Source organism: Neobacillus sp., assembly GCF_031988165.1.
GTDB classification, from domain to species: Bacteria; Bacillota; Bacilli; order Bacillales; family Cytobacillaceae; genus Neobacillus; species Neobacillus rhizosphaerae.
This window is the reverse complement of record NZ_DALZYO010000005.1, coordinates 140,972-164,568: the sequence shown is the minus strand read 5'-3', so window position 1 is coordinate 164,568 and position 23,597 is coordinate 140,972. Positions and strand designations below refer to the sequence as shown.

The 23,597-nt window shown below is 38.0% G+C and carries 24 protein-coding genes and 1 other RNA gene; 9 read left to right on the top strand and 16 right to left on the bottom strand.

The window, feature by feature from the left end:
* Positions 1–112: 112 nt before the first annotated feature.
* Positions 113–1,057, bottom strand: a complete 945-nt coding sequence (locus tag RTR43_RS04695; protein ID WP_312470023.1) for a DHH family phosphoesterase — start codon at positions 1,055–1,057, stop codon at positions 113–115.
* 210 nt (positions 1,058–1,267) lie between these two features.
* On the opposite strand from RTR43_RS04695, the gene RTR43_RS04690 reads away from it, so the two are divergent.
* Positions 1,268–1,579: a YtpI family protein gene (locus tag RTR43_RS04690; RefSeq protein ID WP_248736353.1), complete on the top strand. Its 312-nt coding sequence runs from the start codon at positions 1,268–1,270 to the stop codon at positions 1,577–1,579.
* Between the two features lie 68 nt (positions 1,580–1,647).
* Here the strand turns inward: RTR43_RS04690 and RTR43_RS04685 are convergent, their stop codons facing one another.
* From RTR43_RS04685 to RTR43_RS04675, 3 genes are all read right to left on the bottom strand, one after another.
* A complete protein-coding gene (locus RTR43_RS04685; protein ID WP_312470020.1) occupies positions 1,648–2,967 on the bottom strand; it encodes a DRTGG domain-containing protein in 1,320 nt (439 codons plus the stop codon).
* Between the two features lie 128 nt (positions 2,968–3,095).
* Positions 3,096–3,329: a hypothetical protein gene (locus tag RTR43_RS04680; RefSeq protein WP_312470019.1), complete on the bottom strand. Its 234-nt coding sequence runs from the start codon at positions 3,327–3,329 to the stop codon at positions 3,096–3,098.
* 82 nt (positions 3,330–3,411) lie between these two features.
* Entirely contained in the window at positions 3,412–4,092 is a 681-nt protein-coding gene (locus tag RTR43_RS04675) for a metal-dependent hydrolase (RefSeq protein WP_312470032.1), read from the bottom strand.
* Between the two features lie 179 nt (positions 4,093–4,271).
* Here RTR43_RS04675 and RTR43_RS04670 point away from each other — a divergent pair, with 179 nt between their 5' ends.
* Entirely contained in the window at positions 4,272–5,369 is a 1,098-nt protein-coding gene (locus RTR43_RS04670; protein ID WP_312470018.1) for a M24 family metallopeptidase, read from the top strand.
* Between the two features lie 54 nt (positions 5,370–5,423).
* Positions 5,424–5,619: non-coding RNA, 6S RNA (gene ssrS / locus RTR43_RS04665), on the top strand.
* Between the two features lie 89 nt (positions 5,620–5,708).
* Here the strand turns inward: ssrS and ald are convergent.
* The 5 genes from ald to RTR43_RS04640 form a co-directional block, all read right to left on the bottom strand.
* On the bottom strand, positions 5,709–6,827 hold the full coding sequence (ald, locus tag RTR43_RS04660) for an alanine dehydrogenase (RefSeq protein ID WP_312470017.1): 1,119 nt from the start codon (positions 6,825–6,827) through the stop codon (positions 5,709–5,711).
* Positions 6,828–7,075: 248 nt separating this feature from the next.
* Positions 7,076–7,477: a hypothetical protein gene (locus RTR43_RS04655; RefSeq protein ID WP_312470016.1), complete on the bottom strand. Its 402-nt coding sequence runs from the start codon at positions 7,475–7,477 to the stop codon at positions 7,076–7,078.
* A complete protein-coding gene (locus RTR43_RS04650) occupies positions 7,464–8,966 on the bottom strand; it encodes an FTR1 family iron permease (RefSeq protein ID WP_312470015.1) in 1,503 nt (500 codons plus the stop codon). Before RTR43_RS04650 ends, RTR43_RS04655 begins: the two co-directional genes overlap by 14 nt.
* Before the next feature lie 311 nt (positions 8,967–9,277).
* Positions 9,278–9,592, bottom strand: a complete 315-nt coding sequence (locus tag RTR43_RS04645) for a hypothetical protein (RefSeq protein WP_312470031.1) — start codon at positions 9,590–9,592, stop codon at positions 9,278–9,280.
* Between the two features lie 202 nt (positions 9,593–9,794).
* Positions 9,795–9,962, bottom strand: coding sequence for a hypothetical protein (locus RTR43_RS04640; protein WP_312470013.1), 168 nt, complete (start codon positions 9,960–9,962; stop codon positions 9,795–9,797).
* 105 nt (positions 9,963–10,067) lie between these two features.
* Here RTR43_RS04640 and RTR43_RS04635 point away from each other — a divergent pair, with 105 nt between their 5' ends.
* Both RTR43_RS04635 and RTR43_RS04630 read left to right on the top strand, forming a co-directional pair.
* A complete protein-coding gene (locus RTR43_RS04635) occupies positions 10,068–10,520 on the top strand; it encodes a universal stress protein (protein ID WP_312470012.1) in 453 nt (150 codons plus the stop codon).
* Between the two features lie 319 nt (positions 10,521–10,839).
* Complete coding sequence (locus RTR43_RS04630; protein WP_312470011.1) at positions 10,840–11,154, top strand: hypothetical protein; 315 nt, start codon at positions 10,840–10,842, stop codon at positions 11,152–11,154.
* 190 nt (positions 11,155–11,344) lie between these two features.
* Here the strand turns inward: RTR43_RS04630 and RTR43_RS04625 are convergent, their stop codons facing one another.
* The 4 genes from RTR43_RS04625 to RTR43_RS04610 form a co-directional block, all read right to left on the bottom strand.
* Positions 11,345–11,857 carry a MogA/MoaB family molybdenum cofactor biosynthesis protein gene (locus tag RTR43_RS04625; RefSeq protein WP_312470030.1) on the bottom strand — a complete coding sequence of 171 codons (513 nt, stop codon included), beginning with the start codon at positions 11,855–11,857 and terminating at the stop codon, positions 11,345–11,347.
* Between the two features lie 2 nt (positions 11,858–11,859).
* Positions 11,860–12,696: an EcsC family protein gene (locus tag RTR43_RS04620; protein WP_312470010.1), complete on the bottom strand. Its 837-nt coding sequence runs from the start codon at positions 12,694–12,696 to the stop codon at positions 11,860–11,862.
* Between the two features lie 290 nt (positions 12,697–12,986).
* A complete protein-coding gene (locus RTR43_RS04615; protein WP_312470009.1) occupies positions 12,987–13,934 on the bottom strand; it encodes an L-lactate dehydrogenase in 948 nt (315 codons plus the stop codon).
* A 30-nt stretch (positions 13,935–13,964) separates the two neighbouring features.
* Positions 13,965–15,581 carry a lactate permease LctP family transporter gene (locus RTR43_RS04610; RefSeq protein WP_312470008.1) on the bottom strand — a complete coding sequence of 539 codons (1,617 nt, stop codon included), beginning with the start codon at positions 15,579–15,581 and terminating at the stop codon, positions 13,965–13,967.
* Positions 15,582–15,846: 265 nt separating this feature from the next.
* On the opposite strand from RTR43_RS04610, the gene RTR43_RS04605 reads away from it, so the two are divergent.
* Genes RTR43_RS04605 through RTR43_RS04595 form a run of 3 tightly spaced genes read left to right on the top strand, consistent with a single transcriptional unit; the run spans position 15,847 to position 19,566 of the window.
* Positions 15,847–17,373, top strand: a complete 1,527-nt coding sequence (locus RTR43_RS04605) for a spore germination protein (protein ID WP_312470006.1) — start codon at positions 15,847–15,849, stop codon at positions 17,371–17,373.
* Positions 17,354–18,439 (top strand): GerAB/ArcD/ProY family transporter, encoded by a 1,086-nt coding sequence (locus tag RTR43_RS04600; RefSeq protein ID WP_312470005.1) that lies wholly within the window; start codon positions 17,354–17,356, stop codon positions 18,437–18,439. The genes RTR43_RS04605 and RTR43_RS04600 overlap by 20 nt, the downstream gene beginning before the upstream one ends.
* A 5-nt stretch (positions 18,440–18,444) precedes the next feature.
* Positions 18,445–19,566: a Ger(x)C family spore germination protein gene (locus RTR43_RS04595; protein ID WP_312470004.1), complete on the top strand. Its 1,122-nt coding sequence runs from the start codon at positions 18,445–18,447 to the stop codon at positions 19,564–19,566.
* Between the two features lie 220 nt (positions 19,567–19,786).
* Here the strand turns inward: RTR43_RS04595 and RTR43_RS25605 are convergent, their stop codons facing one another.
* Positions 19,787–20,068: an OmpL47-type beta-barrel domain-containing protein gene (locus RTR43_RS25605; protein WP_396954533.1), complete on the bottom strand. Its 282-nt coding sequence runs from the start codon at positions 20,066–20,068 to the stop codon at positions 19,787–19,789.
* Between the two features lie 319 nt (positions 20,069–20,387).
* Between RTR43_RS25605 and RTR43_RS04590 the strand changes: the two genes are divergently transcribed.
* Complete coding sequence (locus RTR43_RS04590) at positions 20,388–20,789, top strand: outer membrane protein assembly factor BamD (protein ID WP_312470003.1); 402 nt, start codon at positions 20,388–20,390, stop codon at positions 20,787–20,789.
* Between the two features lie 350 nt (positions 20,790–21,139).
* Here RTR43_RS04590 and RTR43_RS04585 read toward each other — a convergent pair whose 3' ends face one another.
* Positions 21,140–22,333: an acetate kinase gene (locus RTR43_RS04585; protein ID WP_312470002.1), complete on the bottom strand. Its 1,194-nt coding sequence runs from the start codon at positions 22,331–22,333 to the stop codon at positions 21,140–21,142.
* A gap of 242 nt (positions 22,334–22,575) precedes the next feature.
* Entirely contained in the window at positions 22,576–23,559 is a 984-nt protein-coding gene (locus tag RTR43_RS04580; protein ID WP_312470001.1) for a class I SAM-dependent methyltransferase, read from the bottom strand.
* Between the last annotated feature and the right edge of the window lie 38 nt (positions 23,560–23,597).

Below are 23,597 nucleotides of genomic sequence, written 5' to 3'. Positions count from 1 at the left end.
AACGCTTTTCCTTCGTACGATGCCAATGCTGCCGAAGCACTCCTTATGGAGCTAGACATTAAAGAAACGTCCCGTAGGTGGGACGTTTCTCTTAATTCGGAGAATAAAAATACTATTTTGAATGGTTTTCGCACGCCTCGCCTAGTTCCTTTAAGACTTCATCCACTTCGTCCCAAGAAAAAATCGAGGCACCTGCTGCGAGGGGGTGCCCTCCACCTCTATACTTTCTTGCAACGCCATTTATTACGGGTCCCTTTGAACGGAGACGGACTCTTATTTGATCACCTTCCTCGATAAAAAAGACCCATGCTTTTATACCCTTTACATTTCCTAATGATCCAACAAGTAAGGAAGCTTCTGCCGGCTTTGCACTGTATTCTGCTAATAATTCTTTTGTCAGCCTAACAGAGGCCACTCCGTTTTGCTGAAACTCGAAATTTTGTAAAATATAACCGTTTAATTTAATGATATTAGCATCGAGTTCGTACATTTTGTCAAATAGGTCGGTACGTGAGAAGTTGTAATGAATCAAGTCCCCCGCGTAGGTGAATGTTTTTTCTGTCGTGCTTGGAAACAGAAATCTTCCTGTATCGCCAACAATACCGGCGAATAGCAGTCTTGCTGCTTCATCATTCATTTTCAAGCCTTTTTCTTTTCCAAACAAGTAAAATTCATAAATCATTTCGCTGCAAGAACTTGCCGTTGTATCGACCCATAGTAAATCCCCGTAAGGGTCCTCATTTGGATGATGATCAATTTTGATTAGCTTATCACCTAGTGAGTACCTAGCGTCACATATTCTTTCAGCATTAGCCGTATCACATACTATCACCAAGGCACCTTTATAGATTTCATCCTCAATGACATCAAGCCTACGCATGAAATGAAGGGTCGGTTCTTCCAGCCCGACTGCATAGATTTTTTTATTCGGATAGGACACTTGTAAAATTGCTGCCAATCCACCTTGTGAACCATAGGCATCCGGGTCAGGACGGACGTGACGATGGACGATAATGGTATCATATTGTTCAATTGTTTCTAAAATTTTCTCTTTCATAGGATCTCCTTTTAGCACCGAATGTGGCATTTTTTTAAAATTACAGGTACAATATTATAAGCGTAATTGACTTGTCCAAGGGCGACCAGCAAACAAACAATGACAAAAGGCGCTTTTTGCTTTCCAAAGCGATTGGCTGTAGACCATAGAACCCCTTGGCACTGAAGCTAGGTAAAAATAGAAGATTTTTGAAACCTGGAGGAACATATCATGCTTGTACTTGTAGTTTTAATTGGCTTATTATTTGCTTTCTATTTATTTTATAAAACAAAATACTTCCGAAGCAACCGTTTAGTTGAAAAGAAATGGCTCTCAGCTAAATCAAATATTGCTCTAGGCCTGTTTGTCTTTTTATTTGGGGTTAATCATCTACTTTTCATTTCTGAATCAACAGTAACATATATTGTTTCAGCACTTTTTATTATTTATGGCGCAATATTCAGCTGGATTGGCTTCAAAAAATATAAACATTATCTACCTTTTGCCATCGAGGAAGCCAAAAACCTTGAGACCCAAAAATAAATTCGAGCCGCTTCTCATGGAGGGAAGCGGCTTTCTTATCGGATTTTACAAATTCCCTATTAGTTTACTTAATTCCTGTCAATCAACTGGCACATCATCATTGCTTTCCCGACCAATACTCCATCATTGAAAACTTCCACATCTACCTTGCCAAACTTTCGCCCTACCTCTAGTATTTTCGGATAAATTTCTAATGTGCTCTCCATTTGAACCGGTTTAATGAAGTAAATGGTCATATTTTCCACAACAAGGTCACCTTTTTTATAGCTTCGCAATACTCTGTTTGCCGCATCTGAGACAACGGTTGTAAATACACCATATGAAATAGTCCCAAGATGGTTGGTCATTTGCGGAGTGACTTCACAAGAGTAAACCTCTTCCCCTTTTGCTTTGCCCTGCAATAGCACCATTTGATTAGTTACGATGTCATCAATGGTTTCGCCAACCTGAGGCTGTCGTTGGTTCATTTGCAATGCCTTTAAAACATCCTGTCTGCTGATTATTCCTTCAAGACGGTTAGAATCATCGGCAACTGGGAGTACCTCAATTCCTTCCCAGACCATTGTATGTGCTGTTGATGCAACACTTGTCTTCCCATTCACCGTCATCGGATGTTTGGTCATAATCTTGTCGATGGCCGTTTCATAATCCCGCCCTAAAATGTCCTTACTCGTAACCATCCCTTGAATCTTCATGTTTTGATCGACGACAGGATAACGGCTGTGGGTTGTTTTTTGATTAAATTCATGCCATTTTGATACCCTATCGGTCGTCTGCAAATAAAAAGTATCCTCGAGAGGTGTTAAGATATCTTCGACTAAAATAATCTCTTTTTTTATTAACTGGTCATAAATGGCCCGGTTTATCATCGTAGCTACCGTAAAGGTATCATAGCTGGTAGAAATAACAGGTAATTCTAATTTATCTGCCAGCTTTTTCACAAGATCCTCGGAATCGAAGCCTCCGGTTATGAGAACAGCAGCTCCCGCCTTGAGAGCAAGTTCATGTGCTTGGGTGCGGTTCCCGACAATTAATAGGTTCCCTGCTTCCGTATAGCGCATCATTGCCTCTAATTTCATGGCCCCAATAACAAATTTATTAAGGGTTTTATGCAAGCCTGTTCTTCCGCCTAATACCTGACCATCGACAATGTTTACGACTTCGGCAAAAGTAAGCTTTTCAATATTTTCTTTCTTCTTCCGTTCGATTCTAATTGTACCAACTCGTTCAATCGTACTGACATATCCTTTATTTTCGGCTTCTTTAATCGCTCGATAGGCTGTACCTTCACTTACAGACATCGCCTTGGCGATTTGCCGCACTGATATTTTTTCCCCGATTGGAAGTCCATCAATGTATTGCAAAATTTGTTCATGCTTAGTAGCCAAGACCTTCACCCTTTATTTTCGAATTCCAATTCATCCAGTCATTGATTAACCAGATTTGTCTAAATTTCATTATAGAGTTTAATAGGCCTTGATTCAATGCGGTTTCTTACATTATCATCTTATTTTCATTAAAATGAGCGGGATTTCTTTTTTGAGCGCTGTAACTGATGTCTTTGTACTTGATTTTTCGGACTATAAAGCAGCCCTGTAAGATTTCCTGCGATGACTATCAGTGCGAATGAAAGCCATGCTATAGAAAATATCCCCTGTACCCTATCAGCGTTGATTGATAATCTTGGTACAGCAAAATAAAGCATAAAGCCACAGAGCAATAGACAAAGTAAATATCTGTTCTTTTTCAATTTTTTTCCTCCTTTAAAAGACTGCTTGTTCCATCTTTATGCGCTTTAGAGGAAAAAAAGTATGTGAATACCTAAGAACATATTAAATTTCGATTACTTCGCCTGGTGCTAACACTTTCCCATTTTTAGCTTCAAGCATTTCTATAAATTGGTATGGATCCTGTTTAATTGGTGGGAAGGTATTGAAGTGCATCGGTACAATCGTCTTTGCGTTTAACAGTTTTGCCGCATAGGCAGCATCTTCAGGTCCCATTGTAAAATTATCACCAATTGGCAAGAAGGCTACATCAATCGGATGACGCTCACCAATGAGTTTCATGTCCGAGAATAGAGCTGTGTCACCAGCATGATAAACGGTTTTTCCTTCGTTCATAAACAAGATTCCTGCCGGCATACCGCAATAAATAATTTCATTATTTTCAGTTGTAAAGCTTGAGCCATGGAAGGCTTGTGTCAGCTTAACTTTTCCGAATTCAAATTGGTAAGCACCGCCTATATGCATTGCGTGAGTATTAACTCCTTGCCAGCTAAGAAAATCGGAAATTTCCGCATTTGCAATAACAAGGGCATTATTCTTCTTAGCTAGCTCGACAGTATCCCCGACATGGTCATTATGTCCATGCGAGAGGATGATTGCATCAGGTTTTACGTCATCAACCTTTAAGTCTGTTAATTGATTACCGGTGATAAAAGGATCAATCATAATTGTTTTACCATTAGTATGAATTTGTACAACTGAATGTCCATGGTAAGAAATTCTCATCATTCCAACTCCTCTAAAAGTATTATCTTATGTAGTTCCATAAAAGTTATCGAAATCCTTCTACCTTTATTCCCATAACTCACTTGTTTTAGTGCATGATGAGCTCAGAGAGTTTACATTTACTTTTAATATTGATACTCTCAAATTGGATATTAATTTTTAAAGGGGGACCCCTAAAAATGAATCAACGAATAGAAAAACTTCAAACTTGGATGAAGGAAAATGGAGTAGAAATTAGTTTTCTAACCTCTTCAGAAAATGTATTTTATTTAAGTGGCTTTTATTCCGATCCACATGAAAGATTGCTCTCACTTGCCGTTTTTCAAGAGGAAGAGCCGTTTCTAGTATGCCCATCAATGGAGGTGCATGATGCTAAACGTTCAGGTTGGCATCATGAAATTATTGGCTATAGCGACATCGACAACCCATGGGAAATGATTCTAAATTCAATAAATAAAAGAATTAATGGAGTATCTAAAGCCGCTATCGAAAAAGAACATATGAATGTAGAACGATACGAACAGCTTTCAAGATTATTCCCGAAAGCAGCATTTGTTTCAGCAGAAGAAAAATTGCGATTGCTTCGCATGATTAAAGATGCCAAAGAATTGAAAATCATTGAAGAGGCCTGTGCCCTTGCTGATTATGCCGTTGAATTTGGAGCAAATGAAATCAAGGAAGGCAAAACAGAGCTCGAAGTCCTAAATGCTTTAGAGTTCGCCCTAAAGCAAAAGGGCGTTACTGAAATGTCATTTTCAACAATGGTTTTGACAGGAGCAAACGCCGCGTCTCCACATGGCAACCCTGGGCAAACGAAAATTCAAAAAGGCGATCTTGTGTTATTCGATTTGGGTGTTGTGGTGGACCGATATTGCTCGGATATCACAAGAACGGTTGCTTTTGGTGACATTAATGACAAGCAAAAGGAAATTTACGATACGGTTTTAAAAGCTCAATTAGCAGCCATTGAGGCTAGTAAACCAGGTGTTACTGCTGCTGAAGTGGACCTCACTGCCCGCAGGATTATCATGGAAGCAGGATATGGCGAATATTTTCCACACCGTTTAGGTCATGGACTTGGAATAGGCGTCCATGAATATCCATCGATGACTGAAACCAACCAGCTGGTTATTGAAGAAGGAATGGTATATACAATTGAACCAGGAATTTATGTACCTGAGGTAGCGGGTGTACGGATTGAGGATGATATTTATATTACTGCTGATGGAGCTAAGATTTTAACAAAATTCCCGAAAGAACTGCAGATCATCAAATAAGGAAATGGATTTCTTTTACATTGAACTCTTTTAGGAATTGATGTACTATACAAATACAAGCTGCGTTGTACGTAATCATAATAAAGTTTTAACCTTTAAGCTGTAATAGGGAGTTTAACCATCGAAGCTGGAATGACAGGCCTCTGTCTATAGGACATGGAGGACATGCAGAAAAGTTTCTGAGAACACCCACTTTGAGGAGTGGTGGTTTAAAACTTTCTTATATTTCTACGGCAAATGCGGCTATATATGATTTTTAAACCAGCTTCTTTAAGGGAAGCTGGTTTTCTAATGTCAAAAAAAGAAGAAGGACATTAACCACTCCCTCTCCCCTCGTTATTATTTTTCAAGCAATGTTTTTGTATCAGAGAATTCAAGACCGTGTGCTTCGGCGACAGCTTGATAGGTCACAAAACCGTCGAGCGTATTGATTCCTTTTAACAAGGCTTCATTTTCTAAACACGCTTTTTGATAACCCTTATTGGCAATTTGAACGGCATACGGAACGGTCACGTTTGTTAACGCAAATGTCGACGTTCTCGGTACCGCACCTGGCATATTCGCTACAGCGTAATGAACAACACCATGCTTCACATATGTTGGGTTATCATGTGTGGTAATCCGGTCTGTTGTTTCAAAAATACCACCCTGATCGATAGCAATATCAACAACCACACTGCCAGGCTTCATTGATTGGATCATTTCTTCGCTAACAAGCTTCGGTGCCTTCGCTCCCGGAATTAATACAGCGCCAATAACTAAATCCGATTCCTTTACAGCTTCAGCAATATTAAAAGGGTTGGACATCAATGTCGTCACATCAGAACCGAAAATATCATCTAATTGACGAAGACGGTCTGGATTTAAGTCAATAATCGTCACTTTTGCCCCTAGACCAATCGCCATCTTAGCCGCATTTGTGCCGGCAACGCCACCGCCAATAATAGTAACTGTACCTCTTTGCACACCAGGAACACCAGAAAGTAGGATTCCCATACCACCGTGGACTTTTTCCAGAAATTGAGCACCAATTTGTGCTGCCATTCTTCCAGCAACCTCACTCATCGGTGTCAATAACGGCAGGCTTCGGTTCGCTAATTGTACCGTTTCGTAGGCAATCCCTACAACTTTATTATCAATCAACGCCTTCGTTAATTCTGGTTCAGGTGCTAAATGTAAATATGTAAATAGAATTAAACCTTCACGAAAGTATTGATATTCACTTGGAAGAGGCTCTTTAACCTTCATGACCATATCCATGGACCAAGCTTCACTAGCTGAATCAACCAGCTTCGCACCTGCAGCTCCATAATCCTCATCTGTAAAACCAGAACCATGTCCTGCTCCTTTTTCAATAAAAACCACATGGCCAAATTTCACAAGGTTAACTACTCCAGCTGGTGTCATCGCTACACGGTTTTCATTATTTTTTATTTCTTTAGGTACTCCAATCCGCATGTGCTTACCCCCATTTAATAACATCAATAGTAAAATATTCTAAGTCGATATTAATATATTCTTTTTTCAAAGTAATGATGTAACAACTTACCATTCTCTGAAAGCTCTTTCATTTTATCAAAAAAAGCTGAGATACCCAAACTTTTTTATTTAATTATTATCGAGTATACCAAGTAGCATAATATTAACTAGATTTCTCTTTATTAAGAAGAAAAAGCGGTAACCTTTAAGGGGTTACCGCTTTTTTATTATTTTATTTTTTCAACGTCTGACAAAACCGAATCAAGTTCATCAGCTGATTTATTTAATGTTTGTGCATCAAGTGGATTTGATTTTGCACCTGCTTCAATTGTGTGTAGTGGAGTTTCCACTTTTTCATATAAATCAGCATTCTTATCTTTAACATCGTCTTCAAATTTTTGCCAAGATTCTTCGAGTTTTACTCCACTTTCTTTAACTTTTGCAGCATCGTTTGCATTTAATTGATCTCTCAAATCAGTGATGGTTTGTTTCATTTCCTTCGCACCGTCACTTATTGAAACAGTTGCCTTTGTCTCTGCAGAATTCTTGTCATCTTTAGCTCCGCCACATGCAGCCAATGTTAAAGAAGATGCGATTAAAATTGGAACGATTAATTTACGCGATTTCATTTACGTTTCCCCCTGTTTGTCCCTTTACTTTGTTATCTTTTCTTTTATTTATTATTGCAGCAGTTACCGCAACAACTAACAAGATCATTTGTGGAATAAAACTCTCCCAAGTTGAATAAATAGCGAAAAAGTCAATAGTTGCAATTGGTGCTTGAGTTGCTGGTAGTAATCCAGCTAGCTGTAATCCATGAATCCCCATCCCTGTAAACTTAAAGCATAAGTAAAACATTAAAATACTTGATACTAGGAAGAATGGACGCATTGGAATTTTTAATCCTACCTTAAGAATGAGGTACGATAAGACCACAAGTATGAGCAGTCCAATAGCAATACCCAATAAAAGGGATGTCATTTTTATCGAGGAAGCCATTCCAATAAAGAATAAAACTGTTTCTGTCCCTTCGCGAAAAACAGCGAGGAAAGATAAAAGTGCTAAGGATAAGAGGCTACCTGTATCCAATGCTTTTGAACTTTGTGTACGGATGTATCTCTGCCATTCTGAAATACTTGATTTACTATGAAGCCAATAACTCATGTATAGAAGCATTACTGCTGCAAAAATCCCAGTCCAGCCTGCAATTAAGAAATTGTTACTGCCAAATGCTCCTGCTGAAAATAATAAGTTGACAAGGGTACCAAGAATGATACTTACTCCTATCCCTGCACCTACACCTATCCAAATCCATTTACTTTTCTCTTCATGACCTGCCTTTCTTAAAAACCCAAGCAAGGCAACCACTACAAGCAATCCTTCTAATCCTTCACGAAGAAGAATTGTAATGGCATCCATCATGTTATAACTTGTTTTGCTTACTAGTGGTGATAAATAATCTCGCATACTTTCAATTGTTTTTTTAGCTCCTTCAACATCAGCTGGCTTAGAAGATAACATGGCGTATGACGAAACCATATCCCTTTCTGCATCACTGTATATTTTGGAAGACTGAGTAAGGACAATACCCTCGACGTTCAACCATGATTGGCGAAATTTTTCTATATCAGCTTTTGCACCATGAATATCATTGTCCTTTATTTTTGATAGGGACTGATTTAGCAAAGTTATTAGTTCAGCCACATCACCCTTTTGAGTAGAGGTATTATCACTTTTATCCGAAGAAGCAAATTTACCTGCTATAAATTCTTCATTTGTCTTTTTTAAAGCTAAAAGTGCATTTTTCACTTTTTCTTGATTGATTGGTTGTTGAGCTAAAGCAAATTGCACTTGCCCCATATTATCTTCAATATCATGATACGCCTGCTTAGATTTCTTTTTTACTCCATCTTCAATTGAGAGCCAGGTGGATGTGAATTTCTTAAATTGTTCGGAGGATACATTCATATCTCCATTATCCAGAGATTGAATACTCTGGTTTATGATAGTATTTGCTCGTTTCATATCATCCGTTGCACTAGCAGCAAAACTGTTAATTGGAAGGATTATAAATGCTGTAAGTAAAATCAACAGAGTAGTAAATAACCTGCTCCTCATGTTTTCCTCCTTATGTATGTTTTACTATTTAAAAAATAGCAATTTTATGATATCAATTCGATAATGAAAATCATTATCAATTATCTCCTAGAGAGATTATATGTTCATTGAGAATGAAAGTCAATAACATTTTTGAACTCAAAGAAAATCTTTGAATACCTCTTTGAACCAATTGTTGGAATGATCTGACCTTCTTAATAGTTTGTTACCTATGTTAAACAAATATGGCAGTAACAAATATTATTGATTCTACATCAATAACATAATAAGAGCTTTGCCATTGAAGGCAAAGCTCTTTTTAGGATGTTTTACTAATAATAAGGATATGGGTACCCGTAATATGGATCCGTGTATGGATATGGATATCCATATCCATATCCGTATCCATATGGTGCTGATAATAATGCCCCAGCTGCTAATCCACCCAAAAACGGAAATCCAAATCCGAAACCAAATGGACGGCCAAAGCCGAATCCTGGACGACCAAAGCCAAATCCTGGTCGGCCAAATCCAAATCCCGGACGACCAAACCCAAAACCTGGTCTTCCAAACCCGAAACCTGGTCTCCCGAATCCTCCAAAACCATGACCGAATCCTCCGAACCCACCATGAATCCTCTCATCCATGGTATTAGGCATTCCATACAATTCTGTATTCATTATTCTCCTCCTCATTTAATACTTAACACACTAAAGAATATGCAAAGTTGCTTGCATAATCTTGGGTAAACGCCCTCCACGAATGAAATTTCCAAGGCAAATGTCTAAAAATTTTAATCCCAATACAAAAAAGGCTGTCCCCTAATGGACACCCTTTTACCTTTCATATTCATTTTTCCAAGCTCTCGGTTGTAGCAAAATCATCATTGTCAGCAAGAGCTGTTCCTTCCCCAATGAAGCCACTATTATAGGAATTCATTATCTGCTCGTTAACTTCTTTCGTACCCTGCTCATCAAACTCAAATGAATATTTATTCTTCGGGTCCCGTTTTTCCATATCACCAATCTCCTTTCCAATGTAAGTTACTTCATTATTGTTCGAAAAATTGCAACAGTTATTCGTTGTAAATTATTGTATAATCAAGATAAGGAGATGATAATCATGGGACTTAAATATCATACTATTTTAGTTGCTGTTGATGGATCAAAAGAGGCAGACTGGGCTTTCAAAAAAGGGATTGAGATTGCCAAAAGAAACAGCGCAACATTAATATTAGTCCATGTCATTGATACAAGGTCATTTGCCTTAGTCGAGGCCTATGATACTGTCATTGGTGAAAGAGCAGAAAAGCTGGCAAAAGATATGCTTGACAACTATCAAAAACTAGCTGTGGAAGCTGGTCTGCCAAAAGTCCATTATGAAATTGATTTTGGCTCTCCAAAAGTAAGAATTCCAAGAGATTTGGCTAAAAAGCATAATGTGGATTTAATTATCTGCGGTGCTACAGGAATGAATATGGTGGAAAGAATTTTTATTGGCAGTGTATCTGAACACATCACTCGCTATGCTCCATGTGATGTTCTTGTCGTTCGGACAGAAAAAGATGTCGAATAATAATAGATAATGCTTAAGCACGGGGCCATTTGCCCCGTGCCTTTTATTTTTCACATTAACAATAATGAGTTTCAACTCCTAACCCAAACATGAAAAAGGATTGAAAATGAGCGGTTCACCAAATAATAACGGCGGAGTGAGCAGAGATAGGTTTCACCTCAGTTAGAGTAAAAACTACATATTTTTCAATTAGACTGGATGCCCTGATTCATTTTTATGACGCTCCGCCTCTTTTCCAAAAAATTAAAATTGTTTTATCGTGAATGGTCTACTGATGTGTAGTAAAATAATATCAATAACACAGCTTGGAGGCACCTATATGAAAGATCATTTTTCTTTTCACCACCGTCTTGGTATTCTTCTACCCGATTTACCAGTAGATTGGGATCAATTCAGTAAAGAAACCCAGGCAGAAATTCTCTTCCAGTGGGAACAAATTCGCGGCTCTATTCCAGATAGAATTTCAGAACTCGAAAACGAGATTAATCATAAACAAGCACAGCTTTCAGATGAAGGTGATTTCCCTCATTCCTGTCGACTAAACTCGGAAATAGCAGAGCTAGCCTCTATTATCAATGACCTTTGGCTTTGGTATCGGGCGAACCAGACACTTTCAGAAAGAATACATCAATAAAAATACTCCCTTAGATTCTAAGGGAGCTTTATTTTTAGGCTAATCACCATTTATATCCATATATTCCGAATGCATATAGGCACTAAAGTAAGACTTCGTATAAGAATTTGCTTCGCAGATGAAAAGTTGTGCTTTTCCTTGAACTACTAATCTGTCTTCGGCTTACAACTCGCCAGTCAGTTTGATTTCTTTATAAGTCTTTTTTAATTTCTCTCACTACATGGCCAATTTCAGGCAAGATTAATTTATTCATCGCAAGCTTTACAGCGCCGGAGGAACCAGGGGTAGAGAATACTGCTTTATTTTTGACGACACCGGCAATTGCCCTCGAGAGAATTGCTGCAGAACCGATATCCTCTTGATAGCTTAATAGCCTGAACAATTCTCCAAACCCGACGATTTCTTTTTCAAGTAGACCTTGTATGGTTTCAATCGTTACATCTCGCTTGGCAATTCCAGTGCCGCCATTTGTTAGAATGACATCAATATCGTCTCGGTCGCAGCCTTTTAAAATTTCAGTTTGAATATGTTCAGATACATCCTTTACAATGACATAATCAGCTATATTGTGCCCTGCTTGTTCAAGCAGTTCCATCATTAACTTGCCGCTTTTGTCTGTATCCTGATCTCTCGTATCACTGACTGTAATTATCTTGCAATTGACCGTTTTAGGTGCTTCCAGTTTATGTTCTTGTGTGCTCATCATTAAAACTCCTCTTTTTCTTTAAGATAGCGAAGTTGGTAATATTTATGGGCAAAATCCGTAACTTTTCTCGTTAATTGATAATTTGCACCGGCACCAATGGCCATACTGACTAGCGGAAGTCCTTGAATAACTTTTTTCCGAAACAATGCAATGACCATCGCTTTTAAAAGTTGCTGGACAGGCTGCTCTAGCCAGGTGATATCCATAATTTCCTCATTGCCTTCGTAAAAATAATAATAATCGTTCGACTCCAGCTCATCCATTAAGGAAGCCCAGCCCTCTTTTTGAATTCGTGGCGGCAATGTCGCGGTATGGAATACTTTTAGAGATGTCATCATTTCATGTGGGGTATTAACCTCAAAACCGTAGGTCATCGCGATTAATTGAACAACTCTTAAATTAATGACTGCCATTGCCGGAATATCGGTACCTAAAAGAAGCATTTCCCCTGTACCCGCTAAACCACCTTGGGCAAAGGAATAAAGCCGATGTCTTGCGATTTGCTGCTGTGCTATGTATTGTAACTGGTCAATGTCCAGTTGCTTTAATTCTACTATTTTTTCTAAATCTTGCTTAAAAATTCTCCCAGATGCTAAAATTCTTTCTTTTGCGTCCATTTGCAGCTGCGAGCCTTGGATTAAACTATGTAAATGAAATAGCCAGCTGTCAATGACAGAAAAAAATTGCCTTTGAACCTTGTTAGGTAATAATGAGAAAGAAAGTTCCAAATATTTTTCATATGTCAATTGAAAGTCATTCGCCTCATAATTTAGCAAGTTCCTTTCCCAATCCCGTATCCCATGCAAGGCTTTTGTTTCACGGTTGGTCAATGGCATCTGGATCCTCCTCTAAACATCGCTTCTATTTCCAGTATATCACAGAGAATAGAACGATAAAAAGGCAAAAGCCACTGGATTTCTCTTTTTGGCTCTTGCCCTATCCGAATGAGGCCCGCATTCAAGCTCCGGCCATGTAACCTGGAGATATGCTATGATTCAGGATCATTAGTGAAAAAAACCGCATCTACTTATGATAAGGTTCACCGTACCATACTTAAATGAGCTTAATGTATTGATTGTTATCGTAAATATCTTAACTTGATAAGCTGGATATGTACTTTCATTTATTAAATGAAAGACCTCATTGTTTCTTTAAGTAATGAAACGGAATGATTAAATTGTTCTTTTTCCTTTTCATTCAGCTCAATTTCGATTACTTCTCGGATACCGGCACGATTAATTACAGCTGGTACTCCAATATAAACATCATTTTGTCCGTATTCTCCATTTAGATAGGAAGATACTGTCAGGATGCTATTTTCATTATTAAGGATTGCTTTTGTAATCCTAACAAGGGACATACCTATTCCATAGTATGTAGCCCCTTTTCGCTCAATGATATGATAGGCAGCATCACGGACGTTTACAAAAATTTCTTCTAAACATTCTTTTTTGAGATCTCCCTTCCGTTCCAAAACAGTATCAAGATGCTCAATTCCAATCATTGCATGACTCCAAACTGGGAGTTCTGTATCTCCATGTTCACCAATGATAGCCGCATGAACATTTCTTGTATCTATGTTGAAATATTTCCCTAGAGCAAACCTTAGACGTGCAGAGTCTAATACCGTTCCAGAACCGATTACACGTTCTTTTGGTAGTCCTGATTCTTTCCAAGTCACATAGGTTAAGATATCCACTGGATTTGTTGCCACTAAGAATATTCCATTAAATCCACTTTCCATAATACTTTTTATTATTTGCTTAAATATTTTCGTGTTTTTTTCAACTAATTGCAATCGGGTTTCACCTGGCTTTTGTGCCAATCCCGCAGAGATGACAACTATGTCAGCACTTCCACAGTCTTGATATGAACCGCTCCAAACGTTTACTGGTGAAGGAGCGAACGGCATGCCGTGACTAAGATCCATTGCCTCGCCTTCGGATTTTTTTTCATTTACATCAATTAAGACTATTTCCTCAACAACCCCCTGGTTGATCAATGAATATACATAACTGCAACCTACAGCACCTGTTCCAACTAGTACAACTCGATTTACTTTTTCTTTATCCATGATAAACGATCTCCCTTCGAATGAAAAAAATTAAAATAGTAACCAGCTGATTATTCCAATTACAACAAGTAAACTTAAGCTATATTTAATTGTCACTTTAAATAAATCACTCTCTTTTCCTGCTAATCCAACTGCTGCAGCAGCAACAGCGATAGATTGAGGTGAAATCATTTTAGCCATGGTGCCGCCCATTACATTGACCGCAACCATCGATTCAGGTGAAATGCCAATTTGAGAAGCGGTGACAGATTGAAGTGGAGCAAATAAGGAACCGCTGTTTACAACAGAGCCTGTTAAAAAAACTCCCAGCCAACCTAACACTGGGGAGAATAATGGAAAAACTGCGCCTGTGGAAGCAAATGCTAAACCAAGTGTCGATGACATACCAGAGTAAGTACAAATGTAAGCAAAGGCAAGTACACTACAAATGGTTAGAACTGGTGATAATAATTCTTTTGCCGTTTCTTTTGAAACATCCCACAGCAGCTTACTGCTGCAGCGAAAGAGAATGCTTGCGACAATGATCGTCAGGACAATTGCTGTTGTAGTAGATGAAAATAAATCTAATTTAAATACTGCCGCATATGGTGTATCTTGCGGTACTATTGGTGCATGCTTTATGACTACGTTGTTTAATCCCGGAATTGGCAGCAATAACACTAACTTTTCTAAAGGACCGCCGGGGATAAATAAATTTTTAAAAAATGATAAATTAAACAAAGTAACACATATAGTTAGAAATACAAATGGCAGCCAAGCATATGCAATTTTTCCTAAAGAATACTTAACCTGTTTATCTACTTGGTTCTCATTACTTATACGGAATATCTCTTTTGGTTTCCATATTTGTAAAAACACTGATAGTGCCAATAGGCTAACAATTGCAGCAAAGATGTCTGCAAGTTCAGCACCTAAGAAATATAGAACAATTGCCTGAGTAAATCCAAATGAAACTCCGCTGACTAACACTGCTGGGAACGTTTGTCTAATCCCTTTCATCCCATCAATGATAAATATTAGTAAGAATGCTACTAGAACACTTACTATTGGAAGGACAAATGCTGTATATCTTCCAACAGCAAGACTATCTAAACCTGTAAGTAATGCGGGAACAGTTACAGGAATGCCCATTGCTCCATATGCACCACCGGCAATGTTTGCAATCAAACAAAGGCTGGCTGCATATATCGGACTGAATCCAAGTCCAACTAAAATGGCTGCTGTTATCGCAACTGGTGCTCCAAATCCTGCAGCTCCTTCCAAAAATGCACCGAATGAGAATGCTACAATGAGAACTTGCAATCTTTGATCGGCTGTAATAAAGGATATACTATTTTCTATAATTGCAAATTTGCCTGTTTTTACTGTGATTTTATAAAGGAAAATGGCAGCAAATACAATCGATGCTACGGGCCATATACCGGATAAAACTCCAAAAATGGCAGACATCAAAACTAAAATAGCAGGCATTTTGTAGATTAAGACTGCAACAACACCTGCTACAATTATGCTGGAGAGTCCTGCAATATAGCCTTTTAATTTAAAAACTGTCAGCATTACAATAAAAAAGATTATTGGAATGGATGCGATAATAGCTGAAAACCAAATGTTACTCACGGGATTATATACTTGCTCCCATACATTCATTCTGTTCAACTCCTAGGTAATGATAAGTCCCATTTATTTTTAACCACTATTGCAAACCCTATCCTTCACATTCTGAAATATTTCACAATGAAATTGAAGATACTTCACCAGGTGTTTTAGTGACAAACAAGCAGTGGTAATACATAGCACACGTTCAATAGCGGTCACTGAATAGGTTTGCCAATTTAATTAGCAGTATCCAGGGAATAATGCTCATAATAACGGTTAAATTAATAAAAATTGGATTGAACCTGGGTGGAGTATAATGAGATATCTTTTAAGAAAAATATTTTCGAACAAACAGACAGAAAAAAGACCACACATGAAAATGAATGTTTTTTCTTCTTTAGATAAAAATATTGAATTCATTAAAAATCAGTTGTTTCATTCAAGTGATCTGAAATGGCGGAGCATTAGGTTTAATCACTTGGAGGGTCTCATTGTCTTTTTTGAATCCTTAACTGATCAACAAAGAATTCAAAATGAAATCATCCAGCCTATAGAAGAAAAAAGAGAAGGAAACGTGGATAAAGTCATTACTTCTGTGGAGATTACGAAAAAATCGGATCTGTGCGAGGTTCCCCATGCCTTAATCCAAGGAAAATGCGTATTGTTATTCGAAGGTACAGTAGAGGTTTATGTTGTCGATGTAGCTGCAGTTAATAAACGAAGTATCGTGGAGTCAGAGAACGAAGCGGTTATTCGCGGTGCTCATGATGGTTTTATAGAGCACCTCATGACGAATCTTTATCTTGTTCGAAAACGCCTTATGAATCCGAATCTGGTCGTTCGTTATTACCAGATTGGAAAAGCAACCAATACAAAAATAGCTCTTCTCTATATGCAGGACCTGGCGAATCCGGATCTGGTTAAAGAAGTGGATCATAGAATTAATTCCATTGCGATGGATACCATTTTCTCGCCCGGATTCATTGCCGAATTAATTGAAGATAACCCATATTCTCTATTTCCGCAAATCTTATTTACGGAAAGACCGGATCGGGTGGTAGCTCATCTCATGGAAGGCCGTGTAACTATTTTATCTGATGGAGACCCATCTGCACTGATTTTACCGGTGACTTTCTTTTCCTTTTATCAAAGCCCGGATGATTATCACCGAAAGTGGATGGTCGGATCGTTTATTCGATTGCTTCGGTTGATGAGTTTTATTATCGCATCTATAATACCTGCTTTATATATTGCGATTATTGGCTTCCACCCTGAAATTCTTCCGGAAAATTTGATTCTTTCAGTAAAAAGCAGTATAGACAGGGTTCCATTTCCACCTATTGTGGAGGCTTTAATTATGCAGATTACTTTAGAAATACTACGTGAAGCAGGAGTTCGTTTGCCGAGCCGAGTAGGTCAAACCATCGGCATTGTTGGCGGCTTGGTCATCGGTGAATCGGTCGTGCGAGCTGGATTGATTTCCTATCCCATGGTTATCGTCATCGCCTTAACGGCTATTTCTTCTTTTGTCGCACCATCTAATGAAATAAGTTTATCAACACGTCTTTTGGGCTTCCCGCTCATGATCCTTTCTGCGATGTTCGGTTTGATCGGGATTATGTTTGGCATGCTATTCATCTTAATTCACTTATGTAAATTAGAGTCCTTTGGTACAGCTTATTTTGCGCCAATCATGCCTCTTCGAATGAAAGATTTGAAGGATACATTTTTACGTTTTCCAATCTGGAGTTTGAATCAACGCCCCCATGATCCGCATCCAAAAAGGCTTAATCAAGAAAGAAATTCAAGGGAGTGGGAACAGGATGATCCCGGAAAAGAGTAGAATTAGCCAAGGGCAGTTCATGTTTGTTGTTGTACAGTCCCAAGTGGGGGTTGGAATTTTATCGCTTCCTAATAAAGTGCAAGCAAGCGCCAAGGGGGGAGGGTGGATTTCTGTTTTAATCGCCGGATTGGCTATACAAGTCATTATTTTGATTCTGTGGGCTCTTTGCAAACAATTTCCTTCCGATACGATATACAGTTTCTTACCGAAGATTACCGGGAAATTTCTTGGTAATCTGCTTTGCTTTGCTTATATTGGCTATTTTCTGCTTTCTGCAGGAACGGTTCTAGCAAAATTTGCCGATGTCGTAGAAAGGTGGGTACTGCAAGGAACGCCTAGATGGGCATTATTAATTCTCACTCTTCTCACCTGTATGTATTTGGCTATGGAAAACCTTCGAGTGATTGCCCGACTGTTTGTCATTTCTTCGTTAACAATTATTGTGATGGTGGTATTAACCTTGATGGGTTATGTCAATGTGAACTTCAGTTATATTTTTCCTATAACTGAAGCAGGATGGGGGAAAATCGTCAAAGGAGCGACTGAAGCATTGTTTCCTTTAGTTGGGTATGAAATTATATTGGTGATTTACCCATTTATTGAAGGGAAAAGCGGAGGAAAATTAAAGGCAGCTTCTTTAGGGAATATGGTGATTACACTTTTTTACGCATTTGAAGTGTTTACCTGTTTAATCATTTTCAGCCCGGCTGTCATGCCCGAGGTTTCGGAACCTCTCCTTTACATGCTGAAAGGTTTTTCTTTTCCGCTCATTCAACGGATCGATTTGATTTTTTTATCGGTATGGGTCTTTGTTGTTAGCACTGCCATGGTCGCTTGGATATACATGGCAACGGTTGGTTTGGGGCGCTTTTTTCACCGGGGCGAACATAAAAAGGCTGTCCCCTATGCCATGTTCTTACTCTTTATTCTGGCCATGATGGCTCAAGATCCATCAATCAGCGATTTCTTCGATCGAATGCTTAAGATTGGTCATTATACTTTTGTGGTTGGGCTTCCTTTGATCCTGCTTTGTTTTACGTACTTGATTAGAAAAAGGAGGACGTAAACAAGATGAAAAGGATTTTCTGCTTATGCACTGTTATTTTCATCCTTCTATTCATGACTGGATGTTGGGACCAAGATCTTTTAAAGAATGCTCGATTGATTTATGGAGAAGGGTTTGATCTCGCGCCGAATGGAAAGCTTCAATCCACCTTTGTCATACGGGACGTGCCTGCTAGCGAACAACAGAGTCCTAAAAACGATATTATTTTCACAGTGGGCAATACGACAAGGGAAGCCCGGGATCATGCAGACGATCAGATATCACGGCATCTTCGTGCTTATAAAAATCGGATTATACTCATTGGAGAAGAAATGGCAAAACAAGATATTTATCCGATCCTCGATATTTTTTACCGCGATCCCAAAAGTGCCTTAAACGCCAGGATGGGAGTGACGAAAGGGAAGGCGGCAGATATATTTTCTCTTAAAAAAGTTGGGAATGTCTTGATTGCAGAAGAAATTGATGAATTAATCAAGAGCAAAGAAGAGACTACAACAGTTCCTAAGGTGACCGCTGAAAAGATTTACCCTATTATGATGGATCCTGGAGAAGATTTTGTTCTTCCATACCTTGTGGAAAAAAGAGGACGTGTGGATGTTTCCAGTATTGCCATGTTTCATAACCATCAATTTACAGGCATACTGAGCCCGGATGAATCGATAATGTATTTATTGTTGAAAGACCAAAAAGGGAAAGTGACGAGATTCACCAGAAAAATAAATATCCGGAATGGTCATCAAAACAATTATGACTTTATGACCTTTAATGTAGACAAATCAGAGCAAAAAATGAAAGTATTGATTCAATCGGGCAATCAAATTACGGTTAAGCTGGATTTAAAATGGAAAGTGAATATTATTGAATATCCGAAAGATCGCTTATATGATAAAAAAATGGTTACACAATTAAACCAGTATCTTTCTAAAGAGATGACTGACTTGGCAAAAGATACACTTAAAAATATGCAAAAAGCACGCTGCGATGGATTAGGTATCGGCAGACAACTCATGGCGTTCCATCCCCGCATTTGGAAGACACAGAAGGAAGGCTGGGATAGTAATTATCAAAAAGTGCATTTTGCTCCTGTGATTCAAGTAGAAATTACGAAGAAGGGGATAATAAACTAACCTATTGAAAGATCACTTTTGAACCTCCCACGTCCAAAGTCACGAGTGTGCGGGCACCAATCATCAATATATTTTTTTCTCTATTTAAAAGCTATAAAACGAGAGGCCGGGTCATTATATGACTCCGGCCACCAAATTTAGGATGCGGCCTTCTCTTTAAGGAGATAATAATCCGCCTGAATGGAACATTATATTCTCTGTTCTACGTTTTCACTATAAATTAAAAATTATCTAATGTAATCAAAAAAGGATGGATAATTATTGTTTTATCAATTTTTATAATCTTCTGTTTTGTCTCTTCTATATTACCTGCTCTGTCAATCGAGCGATATTCAAGCGTATAAACTCCCTCTTGATTAATGTCAATTGGCTTATTATAAGGAAGCCAATCTCCGCTTTTGCTTATTCTGTATTCTGTCCTGTCAACGCCCGACAAGTTATCATTTGAAGTTAAAGTAACAGAAACATTCGAATTATACCAATCATTCGACCCGTTTCCAATTACCTTACGGAAGTAACAGGTGCTGTATAATCTACTACAACTGGGTTGTTATTGGATTGTATTATGGTACCGTATAGATTAACTTTTGCAGTAATAACTGCATTTCCTTCTTTATTTGGTGTTATTACTCCGTTATTAACTACCAAAACCCTTGATATGTCTGGCTTGGAAGGTCTCTGAAAACATATAAAACAATTATTTGTAAAACAATCACAACAATGTGTTGATAATTGCTTGTTCTTAACAAATACACTTATGATAAGCTTAGGCTATCAGTATCAGTATTTTCCAATTAACTTATAAATTGAGGAGTGATTTTTTGAAAAAATATATATTGATGGTTTTCTGCTTTATTATTCTAGCAGGTTGTTCATCAGCGAGCGGAAATCACAATAGGGAACTAGAAAAATCTTTTAGTTCGGCTCTTAACGAAAAAAGGATGGAAGGCGTCGACTTAAACTCTTTAACAGACTTTGATTGGGAGAAAGCATACGTATTTAGCCCTTACACCCCACAAAAAGCGATAAACGAGAAACTAGGTTTCAATTATAAGGATCCAAGTTCTATAGATTTTAGAGATGATATATATTTAGTTGTATTTCTTCATAATAACAAAGTCGTTCAATATATTGAATTAACTACTCAGTTTAGAAACGTGATTATCGATACTAACGATGGCTATTTCACACCTTCAAATGCAACCATAAAGGCTAGTGATTAGTGATTTTATTTTATGAAGAGAGTTCCAGAGTGAATTGTCTAATTCTCAAAAAAAACTTCAACATGTTTTTTTACATTACGGGAACCGTCAGGAAAATGCGGATTTATAACGCTAAGCCTATTTTCCTGACGGTTGCCCCCATTAGAAAAAATTAAAATGGACCAGGCAATTGCTACCTAAGTCCATTCAAGATTATAATTTTGTTTTCAACATCATGGGTGGTGCTTAGTTGAATAACAAGTCTATTAAAGAACCGCACATATTATACATATCTAATATGTGCGGTTCTTTTTGTTATCAAATGTTTACCTTATCTAACCTAAAGGCGATCAGCTTTTGCTTTTTGTGTATTAATGAGTACTAGCCAAACGAACAACGTCGCGGGCAATCATGACTTCTTCATTAGTTGGTATAATAATTACTTTTACTGGTGAGTGCGGATAGTTGATAAATGCTTCCTCACCTCGTACCTGATTAAGAGCCGGATCCCAATAAACACCCATAAATTCAAGACCATTTAATACACTTGCTCGAATCGAGTCACTATTTTCTCCGATACCGGCAGTAAAAATAATCGCATCTACACCATTCATGCGGGCCGCATAAGATCCGATATATTTATGAATACGATTAGAGAATACATCCAACGCAAGCTTGGCCCGTTCGTTTCCTTGTTTTGCCGAGATTTCAATATCTCTTAGGTCGCTTGAGAAACCAGAAACGGCTAACATTCCACTCTTTTTATTTAAAACATCTAATACTTCATCAGCAGTTTGATTTGTTTTTTCCATAATATATGGAATTAGCGCAGGGTCAATATTTCCAGAACGTGTCCCCATTGTTACACCTGCAAGCGGTGTAAAACCCATAGAAGTATCAATAGATTTACCGCCTTGTATGGCAGCGATACTTGCTCCATTTCCTAAATGACAAGAAATTAACCGAAGTTGTTCTAGTGGACGCCCTAAAAGTTCAGCAGCACGCTGTGATACATATTTATGACTGGTTCCATGGAAACCATATTTACGAATACCATATTTTTTATAGTATTCAAATGGAAGACTATATAGGTATGAACTTTCAGGCATGGTTTGGTGGAAGGCAGTATCAAATACGGCTACTGCTGGAACATTAGGAAGAACATGTCTGAATGCTTTAATTCCTGTTGCATTTGCTGCATTATGAAGCGGTGCTAACTCCGCTAACTCCTCAATTTTTGCTAAAACTTCATCTGTAACGATAGCTGAATCCTCAAATGACTCTCCACCATGCACAATCCGGTGGCCAGTTCCATTAATCTCATCAAGCGATTTAATAATCCCTAATCCAGTAAGCTTTTCCAAAAGCATTTTCACAGCAATATCGTGATCAGGAATATCAAGAGTTTCCTGAATCTTTTCTCCATTTACTGTAATTGTAAAGATGGAATCCTTCATACCAATTCTTTCGATTATCCCTTTTGTTATGACTTCTTCGCTTGGCATTTCAAACAATTGAAACTTCAAGGAAGAACTTCCCGCATTAATTGCAATAATTTTTGACATTTTTGCTAACGCTCCTTTTATATAACAATATCGAATCAATTCGGAATCTGTTTAGTACAACTCTATTTTGTGCAATCCGAGCTTGTTTATTTCCCTCAATTTCTCATTAAATCATTGTATATACGACATTTCAAGGTATATTTACAGCGGGAGCGCTTTCAGAGGAAATGTAATTATATTTAAAATATTTGATATTTAAGATAAAACTAAATAAAAGGTAAAACTGGAGTATTTCACCAGCTTTACCCTTTATTTTCCTGAAACCACTTGTCCATTTTTAATAAAATTTTATCCATCTCAACTACATTTGATAAATTAGGCAAATTTACGAGCAATGCTTGCTTTGGCGGCAGTATCGCATCTCCTTTTTTCTGCAAAACAAAAATACTCTTCGCTGAGGCTTTATTTTTAAACATACTTTCCGGTAATTGCAGTAGCCCCTGAACTATCACATGTTCCTTGATAAATTCATGCAGCAGTAAGGCTTGCTCACTTTCAAATAAACTGCTTGGGACAAGGAAGAATAGGTATCCTCCTGGCAAGATATGGCGGACACTTTGTTCAATAAATAAATGATGGGCAAAGGAATGTCCGACATTGGCTTTTAATTGATAATCCGCTGCTCTAACGTCATTGGGATAAAAGCCAACCGGTAAATCAGCAATAACTGCATCGACTGGGTCGATAAATAGTGGCTCGAGACTGTCCTGGTTAAATAGCTGGACAGGATGCTCTTGTAAATTTGCATTTATATAAGCAAGTTTAATCAGAATGTCGTCAATTTCAACTCCGATTGATGATACCTTTTTATGTAAATGATTTAACACCGTTGTTAATAGGTTCCCCGTTCCCACTGCTGGATCAAGCAAGCGGAAGGATGGCTGTTTCATAAATTTTTCTACTAAATAACCAACAAGCATCCCGACAGAATCCGGAGTCATTTGATGATTAGGCTGAACATTTTCCTTCATTCCTTTTAAAATGACCAGCTGAAGTGCCTTACGAATTTCCTCATTCGAATACTTTTCCAACTGAATTTCTTGGTATTGTTTTTTCAGTCTTTTTACCGTTAACTCACTTAACTCTGCTTGAAGGATTGATCCTTGAAATAAATTCTCTCCTGTTTCTGCAAGGGCTTCAAGATAGCTACAGGATATTTCCTCTTGTAAAATAAGCGCCGTTTCATTAAATAGCGTAAATAATTGTTCAACTGGAGAAATTTTCATGATTCTCCTCCCATCATTTAATTCTTTAATCATTTTAA

Coding starts and splice junctions, on each gene's coding strand:
- RTR43_RS04695 (WP_312470023.1), bottom strand. CDS start 1,057: ATGAAAGAGAAAATTTTAGAAACAATTGAACAATATGATACCATTATC.
- RTR43_RS04690 (WP_248736353.1), top strand. CDS start 1,268: ATGCTTGTACTTGTAGTTTTAATTGGCTTATTATTTGCTTTCTATTTA.
- RTR43_RS04675 (WP_312470032.1), bottom strand. CDS start 4,092: ATGAGAATTTCTTACCATGGACATTCAGTTGTACAAATTCATACTAAT.
- RTR43_RS04670 (WP_312470018.1), top strand. CDS start 4,272: ATGAATCAACGAATAGAAAAACTTCAAACTTGGATGAAGGAAAATGGA.
- ald (WP_312470017.1), bottom strand. CDS start 6,827: ATGCGGATTGGAGTACCTAAAGAAATAAAAAATAATGAAAACCGTGTA.
- RTR43_RS04655 (WP_312470016.1), bottom strand. CDS start 7,477: ATGAAATCGCGTAAATTAATCGTTCCAATTTTAATCGCATCTTCTTTA.
- RTR43_RS04650 (WP_312470015.1), bottom strand. CDS start 8,966: ATGAGGAGCAGGTTATTTACTACTCTGTTGATTTTACTTACAGCATTT.
- RTR43_RS04645 (WP_312470031.1), bottom strand. CDS start 9,592: ATGGATGAGAGGATTCATGGTGGGTTCGGAGGATTCGGTCATGGTTTT.
- RTR43_RS04640 (WP_312470013.1), bottom strand. CDS start 9,962: ATGGAAAAACGGGACCCGAAGAATAAATATTCATTTGAGTTTGATGAG.
- RTR43_RS04635 (WP_312470012.1), top strand. CDS start 10,068: ATGGGACTTAAATATCATACTATTTTAGTTGCTGTTGATGGATCAAAA.
- RTR43_RS04630 (WP_312470011.1), top strand. CDS start 10,840: ATGAAAGATCATTTTTCTTTTCACCACCGTCTTGGTATTCTTCTACCC.
- RTR43_RS04625 (WP_312470030.1), bottom strand. CDS start 11,857: ATGAGCACACAAGAACATAAACTGGAAGCACCTAAAACGGTCAATTGC.
- RTR43_RS04620 (WP_312470010.1), bottom strand. CDS start 12,696: ATGCCATTGACCAACCGTGAAACAAAAGCCTTGCATGGGATACGGGAT.
- RTR43_RS04615 (WP_312470009.1), bottom strand. CDS start 13,934: ATGGATAAAGAAAAAGTAAATCGAGTTGTACTAGTTGGAACAGGTGCT.
- RTR43_RS04610 (WP_312470008.1), bottom strand. CDS start 15,581: ATGAATGTATGGGAGCAAGTATATAATCCCGTGAGTAACATTTGGTTT.
- RTR43_RS04605 (WP_312470006.1), top strand. CDS start 15,847: ATGAGATATCTTTTAAGAAAAATATTTTCGAACAAACAGACAGAAAAA.
- RTR43_RS04600 (WP_312470005.1), top strand. CDS start 17,354: ATGATCCCGGAAAAGAGTAGAATTAGCCAAGGGCAGTTCATGTTTGTT.
- RTR43_RS04595 (WP_312470004.1), top strand. CDS start 18,445: ATGAAAAGGATTTTCTGCTTATGCACTGTTATTTTCATCCTTCTATTC.
- RTR43_RS04585 (WP_312470002.1), bottom strand. CDS start 22,333: ATGTCAAAAATTATTGCAATTAATGCGGGAAGTTCTTCCTTGAAGTTT.
- RTR43_RS04580 (WP_312470001.1), bottom strand. CDS start 23,559: ATGAAAATTTCTCCAGTTGAACAATTATTTACGCTATTTAATGAAACG.